The organism is Promicromonospora sp. NPDC057488 (assembly GCF_042802395.1).
In the GTDB taxonomy this organism is placed as follows: Bacteria; Actinomycetota; Actinomycetes; order Actinomycetales; family Cellulomonadaceae; genus Promicromonospora.
Map to the genome: position 1 here is coordinate 1 of NZ_JBHVEG010000282.1, position 4,972 is coordinate 4,972.

General features: G+C 73.4%; 4 protein-coding genes. 1 reads left to right on the forward strand and 3 read right to left on the reverse strand.

The window, feature by feature from the left end; genetic code table 11:
• Positions 1–48: 48 nt before the first annotated feature.
• The 3 genes from cysN to ACFU5G_RS29060 are packed head-to-tail and all read right to left on the reverse strand — an operon-like array spanning position 49 to position 3,145.
• On the reverse strand, positions 49–1,365 hold the full coding sequence (gene cysN / locus ACFU5G_RS29050) for a sulfate adenylyltransferase subunit CysN (protein ID WP_377252460.1): 1,317 nt from the start codon (positions 1,363–1,365) through the stop codon (positions 49–51).
• Positions 1,365–2,267 (reverse strand): sulfate adenylyltransferase subunit CysD, encoded by a 903-nt coding sequence (gene cysD, locus ACFU5G_RS29055; protein WP_377252462.1) that lies wholly within the window; start codon positions 2,265–2,267, stop codon positions 1,365–1,367. The genes cysN and cysD overlap by 1 nt, the downstream gene beginning before the upstream one ends.
• A complete protein-coding gene (locus ACFU5G_RS29060; protein WP_377252464.1) occupies positions 2,264–3,145 on the reverse strand; it encodes a 3'(2'),5'-bisphosphate nucleotidase CysQ in 882 nt (293 codons plus the stop codon). The genes cysD and ACFU5G_RS29060 overlap by 4 nt, the downstream gene beginning before the upstream one ends.
• Before the next feature lie 307 nt (positions 3,146–3,452).
• Between ACFU5G_RS29060 and cysC the strand changes: the two genes are divergently transcribed.
• Entirely contained in the window at positions 3,453–4,832 is a 1,380-nt protein-coding gene (cysC, locus tag ACFU5G_RS29065; RefSeq protein WP_377252466.1) for an adenylyl-sulfate kinase, read from the forward strand.
• Positions 4,833–4,972 lie beyond the last annotated feature (140 nt).

Sequence of the window (4,972 nt, forward strand, 5' to 3'; positions counted from 1 at the left end):
AGCTGGTCGAGACCTGCACAGGTCTCGACAAGCTCGACCACCGGTGGGTCAGTACTGCCGGCCGGCGGTGCCGATCATCCCGGCCGCGACCGTCTTGTTGGTCGCCTCGTCCACGAGGATGAAGGCGCCGGTCTGCCGGTTCTGCTGGTAGGGGTCCACGAACAGCGGCTGGGTCACGCGCAGGCGGATGCGCGCGATCTCGTTCAGCTTGATCTCGGTCGCCTCCTCGTCGCGGTGCAGCGTGTTCACGTCGACGCGGTAGTTGATGTTCTTCACCATCGCGCGCGCCCACCGCGTGGTGTGCTTGATCGCGTACTTCTTGCCCTGCACCAGCGCGGCCGACTCGTCCATCCAGCAGATCTGCGCGTCGACGTCCTGCGTGACCGTCGGGGCGTTGTTCGGGCGGCAGATCATGTCGCCGCGCGAGATGTCGATCTCGTCGGCCAGCCGCACCGTCACCGACATGGGCGGGTACGCCTCCGCGACGGGCCCGTCGGCCGTCTCGATGGACGCGATGGTGGTCTCCAGGCCGGCCGGCAGGGCCAGCACCCGGTCGCCCGGCTTCATGACGCCGGACGCGACCGTGCCCGCGTAGCCGCGGTAGTCGCGCGCGTCGTTCTGCTGGGGCCGGATCACGTACTGCACGGGGAACCGGACGTCGACCAGGTTGCGGTCGGAGGCGACGTGCAGCCGCTCGAGGTGGCTGAGCAGCGGCGAGCCGTCGAACCACGGCATGTTCTCCGACCGCGTCACCACGTTGTCGCCCGCGAGGGCGGACACCGGGATGAAGGTCAGGTCGGGCACCCGCAGCCGGGCCGCGAACTCGGTGAACTCAGCGCGGATCCGCTCGAAGACCTGCTCGTCGTAGTCGACCAGGTCCATCTTGTTCACGCAGACCACGATGTGCGGCACGCCCAGCAGCGTGGCGAGGAACGTGTGCCGGCGCGACTGCTCGACGACGCCCTTGCGCGCGTCCACGAGGATCAGCGCCACGTCCGCCGTCGACGCGCCGGTGACCATGTTCCGCGTGTACTGGATGTGGCCCGGGGTGTCCGCGATGATGAACTTGCGCTTGGGCGTCGCGAAGTAGCGGTACGCCACGTCGATGGTGATGCCCTGCTCCCGCTCGGCGCGCAGGCCGTCCGTCAGGAGCGACAGGTCCGCGTAGTCGTTGCCGCGGTCCCGGCTGACCTGCTCCACCGACTCGAGCTGGTCGGCGAAGATCGACTTGCTGTCGAACAGCAGCCGGCCGATCAGGGTGGACTTGCCGTCGTCGACCGAGCCGGCCGTGGCGAACCGCAGGAGGTCGCCGGTGACGAGCTCGTTGCGCCCCTCCGAGGTGGCCTCGGGCAGAGTCGTCGTCATCAGAAGTAGCCTTCCTTCTTGCGGTCTTCCATGGCGGCCTCGCTCACCTTGTCGTCGCCGCGCGTGGCGCCGCGCTCGGTCAGGCGCACGGCCGCGACCTCCTCGACGACGTCGCGCAGCGTGGCCGCGCCGGACGCGACGCACGCCGTGAGGTTCGCATCACCGACCGTGCGGTAGCGCGTGGACAGGACCTGGGCGCTCTCGCCGTCCTTGAGCGGCGTGAAGCCGTTGACCTCGTAGAGCATGCCGCTGCGCTCCACGACCTCGCGCTCCTTGGCGAGGTAGAGGTCGGGCAGGTCGATGTCCTCGGCCTCGATGTAGGCCCAGATGTCCAGCTCGGTCCAGTTGGACAGCGGGAACACCCGGATCGACTCGCCCTGGTGCACGCGGCCGTTGTACAGGTTCCAGATCTCGGGGCGCTGGTTCTTCGGGTCCCACTGGCCGAAGTCGTCGCGGAAGGAGAACACGCGCTCCTTGGCGCGGGCCTTCTCCTCGTCGCGGCGGCCGCCGCCGAACAGGGCGTCGAAGCCGTGCTTCTCGGCCGCCTCCAGCAGCACCGGCGTCTGGATCCGGTTGCGCGAGCCGTTGGGCTCCTCCTGCACCAGGCCCCGGTCGATCCCCTCCTGCACGGAGGCGACGACGAGCTGCACGCCCGTGCGCTCCACCCAGCGGTCCCGGCAGTCGAGCACGGTCTGGAAGTTCAGGCCCGTGTCCACGTGCATGATCGGGAACGGGACGCGCGCCGGGGCGAACGCCTTGACCGCGAGGTGCAGCATGACGATGGAGTCCTTGCCGCCGGAGAACAGCAGACAGGGGCGCTGCATCTCGGCGACGACCTCGCGCATGATGTGGATGCTCTCGGCCTCCAGGCTGCGCAGCTGGCTCAGAACGTGACTCTTCACGACCGGGCACCTTCCTTGCGATCTGCCCCGGCCACGGACACGACACCCACGGTGTCGAGCAGCTCGCGCAGGCGCGGAGCCAGTGCCGGGGGACATACGAACAGGTCGGGGAGCCAGGGATTCTCCCTGTTGTACTCGAGCTCGGATCCGTCCAGCCGGGTGCAGACGAGACCGCGGGAGAAGGCCACGGCCACCGGGGCCGCGGAGTCCCACTCGTACTGCCCGCCCCCGTGGACGTAGGCGTCGACCGTGCCGTCGGCCACCGCCATCATCTTGACCCCGGCGGAGCCCATCGGCACGAGCTCGACGTCGTCGCGCTCGGCCAGCGCGGCCACGAAGGCGGGCGGGCGGCTCCGGCTCGCGGCGATCCGCAGCGGCCGGTCCCCGGACAGGACGGCGGCGGAGTCATCGTCGCGCACGACGCCGTCCGCGGTGGTCAGGACCTGCCCGCGGGCGGGCAGGGCGACGGCGCCGGAGGTGAGGCCGGGGCCGCGCTCCCAGAGCGCCACGTGCACGGCGAAGTCGTCCCGCCACTGCCCGGTCAGGGGCCCGTCGGCGTGCCGCTCGGCGAACTCGCGGGTGCCGTCGAGCGGGTCGATGATCCAGACCCGGTCGGCGCCGGTGCGGGCGGCGTCGTCCTTCGCCTCCTCCGAGAGGACGGCGTCGCCGGACCGGGCCGCGGACAGCGCGGCGGCGAGCCACGCCTGGGCGGCGGCGTCACCCGCGTCCTTCAGCTCCTTGGCGACGAAGGTGCCGCCGGCGGCGTCGACCTCGGCGCGGAGCGCGAGCAGCACCTCGGCGGCTCCGGAGGCGAGCGCGCGGGCAAGGGAGTCGTCGTCGAGCGACGCAGGCGGGAGCGTGGGGGACGGCGCGTTCATCGGTCTCCTGGGTGGACGGCTTCCGGCTGGTCCGGCCGTCCCGACACGGCGCTCGACGGGGGCCAAGATGCTCAAGGTACAACCCGCTGGACGCGCCGCGACTACCATTCCGGCATGCGATCCGGCGCCGGTGGACCAGAAGACATCGATACCGACTATAGACGGTGTTAATACCTACTAATCCGGTTGATTTGATCGGGAATGGAGTGCCGGCAGGAGCAGCGGCCCGCTGCGGAACCCTGGCGACACCCGGATCCCCGGCCGCACCCGAGACCTACGACGACCCGGCAGAGACGAGCCCGCACAGATGACCGACTCCCCCGCCCGCGTCCTGTCCGACGACGAGCTGGACGTCCTCGAGCTCACCCTCGGCGGGGCGCTCCCGCCGTCGGCCCTGGTGGCGGCCCTGCGGGGCCGCCCGGCGGACGCCGCACCCGTGGTGCCGCCCGACGCCGCGCCGGCCGACGCCGTGCTGACCGACGCCGAGAACACGCCGCTGGCCCGCCTCACGGACCCGCCCGGCGGGACGGCCGCGGTCGAGCCGCTGCAGCCCCTCGCTGCGGCGATCGGGCCGCAGTGGGACGCCGCCGTGCGGCGCCCGGCCCGTGACGTGCGGGCGGGCGTCGACGCCCGGGCGGCAGCCGGGCTCGGCCTGCTCGTCACCGAGGTCCCGACCCGCGAGGAGTCCGACGCCGCGGCGGCGCTCGTCTCCGGTGCCGGGCCGGACGCCGGGCCGGACGCCGGGCCGGACGCCGGGCCGGACGCCGGGCCGGGCGCCGACGCGGAGTCGGCCAACGGTGCCGGGCCGGGCACCGTGCTGCTGCTCGTGCCGGTCGCGCGCCGCGCCCCCGAACCGGGCGCCGTCGGCGCACCCGGGCTCGTGCGGGCGGCCCAGGGGCTGGCCGGCACCCTGGCCGAGCGCACGGGCGCGCGGGTGACCACCGTCGTCGTGCCCTGGTCCGGGCTCGGCGACGTGTCCCTCGACGACGTGGCGGCCGCCTACGGCACGGCCCGCGTCGAGCGGCTCGCCGCGCACCGCTCGCCGGACACGGCCGAGCGCGTGGCGGCCCTGCCCCGCGTGCGGGACGAAGCGGTCCGCGCGCTGTACCCGCCCGCCTCGGCGGCCGAGCTGACCCGCGCCGCGAGCGGAGCCCACCGCCGGGGCGCGGTCGTGTTCTTCACGGGGCTGTCCGGTTCGGGCAAGTCGACCGTGGCCCGCGCCCTGGCGGCCGAGCTGGAGGACGACGGCCTGGGCACCACGCTGCTCGACGGCGACGAGGTGCGCCAGCACCTGTCGAAGGGGCTCGGGTTCGACCGCGCGTCCCGGGAGACCAACGTGGAGCGCATCGGGTACGTGGCGGCGCTGGTGGCCCGGCACGGCGGCATCGCCGTGGCCGCGCCGATCGCGCCGTTCGCCGCCGGCCGGGCGCGCGTGCGGGCCCTCGCCGAGGAGGCCGGCGCGGACTTCGTGCTGGTGCACGTCAGCACGCCGCTGGCGGTGTGCGAGGCCCGCGACCGCAAGGGCTTCTACGCCCGGGCGCGCGCCGGCGAGATCGCCGAGTTCACGGGCATCTCGTCGCCCTACGAGGAGCCCGACGACGCCGACCTCGTCATCGACACCACCGACGTCCCGGTCCCGGAAGCGGTGGACCGGGTCCGCCGCCACCTCGCACCCCTCCTGGGCTGAAGCCGCGGCGCGGGGCTGCGGCAAGGGGCCGCGGCGCGGGGCTGCGGCAAGGGCTGCGGCGCAGGGCAGCGGCGCGGGCAGCGCGCTCCGCGCGCGATCCGGGTGGTCGGCAAAAGGTCAGGTGGTCGGCAGCCCGAGCT

Coding starts and splice junctions, on each gene's coding strand:
- cysN (WP_377252460.1), bottom strand. CDS start 1,365: ATGACGACGACTCTGCCCGAGGCCACCTCGGAGGGGCGCAACGAGCTC.
- ACFU5G_RS29060 (WP_377252464.1), bottom strand. CDS start 3,145: ATGAACGCGCCGTCCCCCACGCTCCCGCCTGCGTCGCTCGACGACGAC.
- cysC (WP_377252466.1), top strand. CDS start 3,453: ATGACCGACTCCCCCGCCCGCGTCCTGTCCGACGACGAGCTGGACGTC.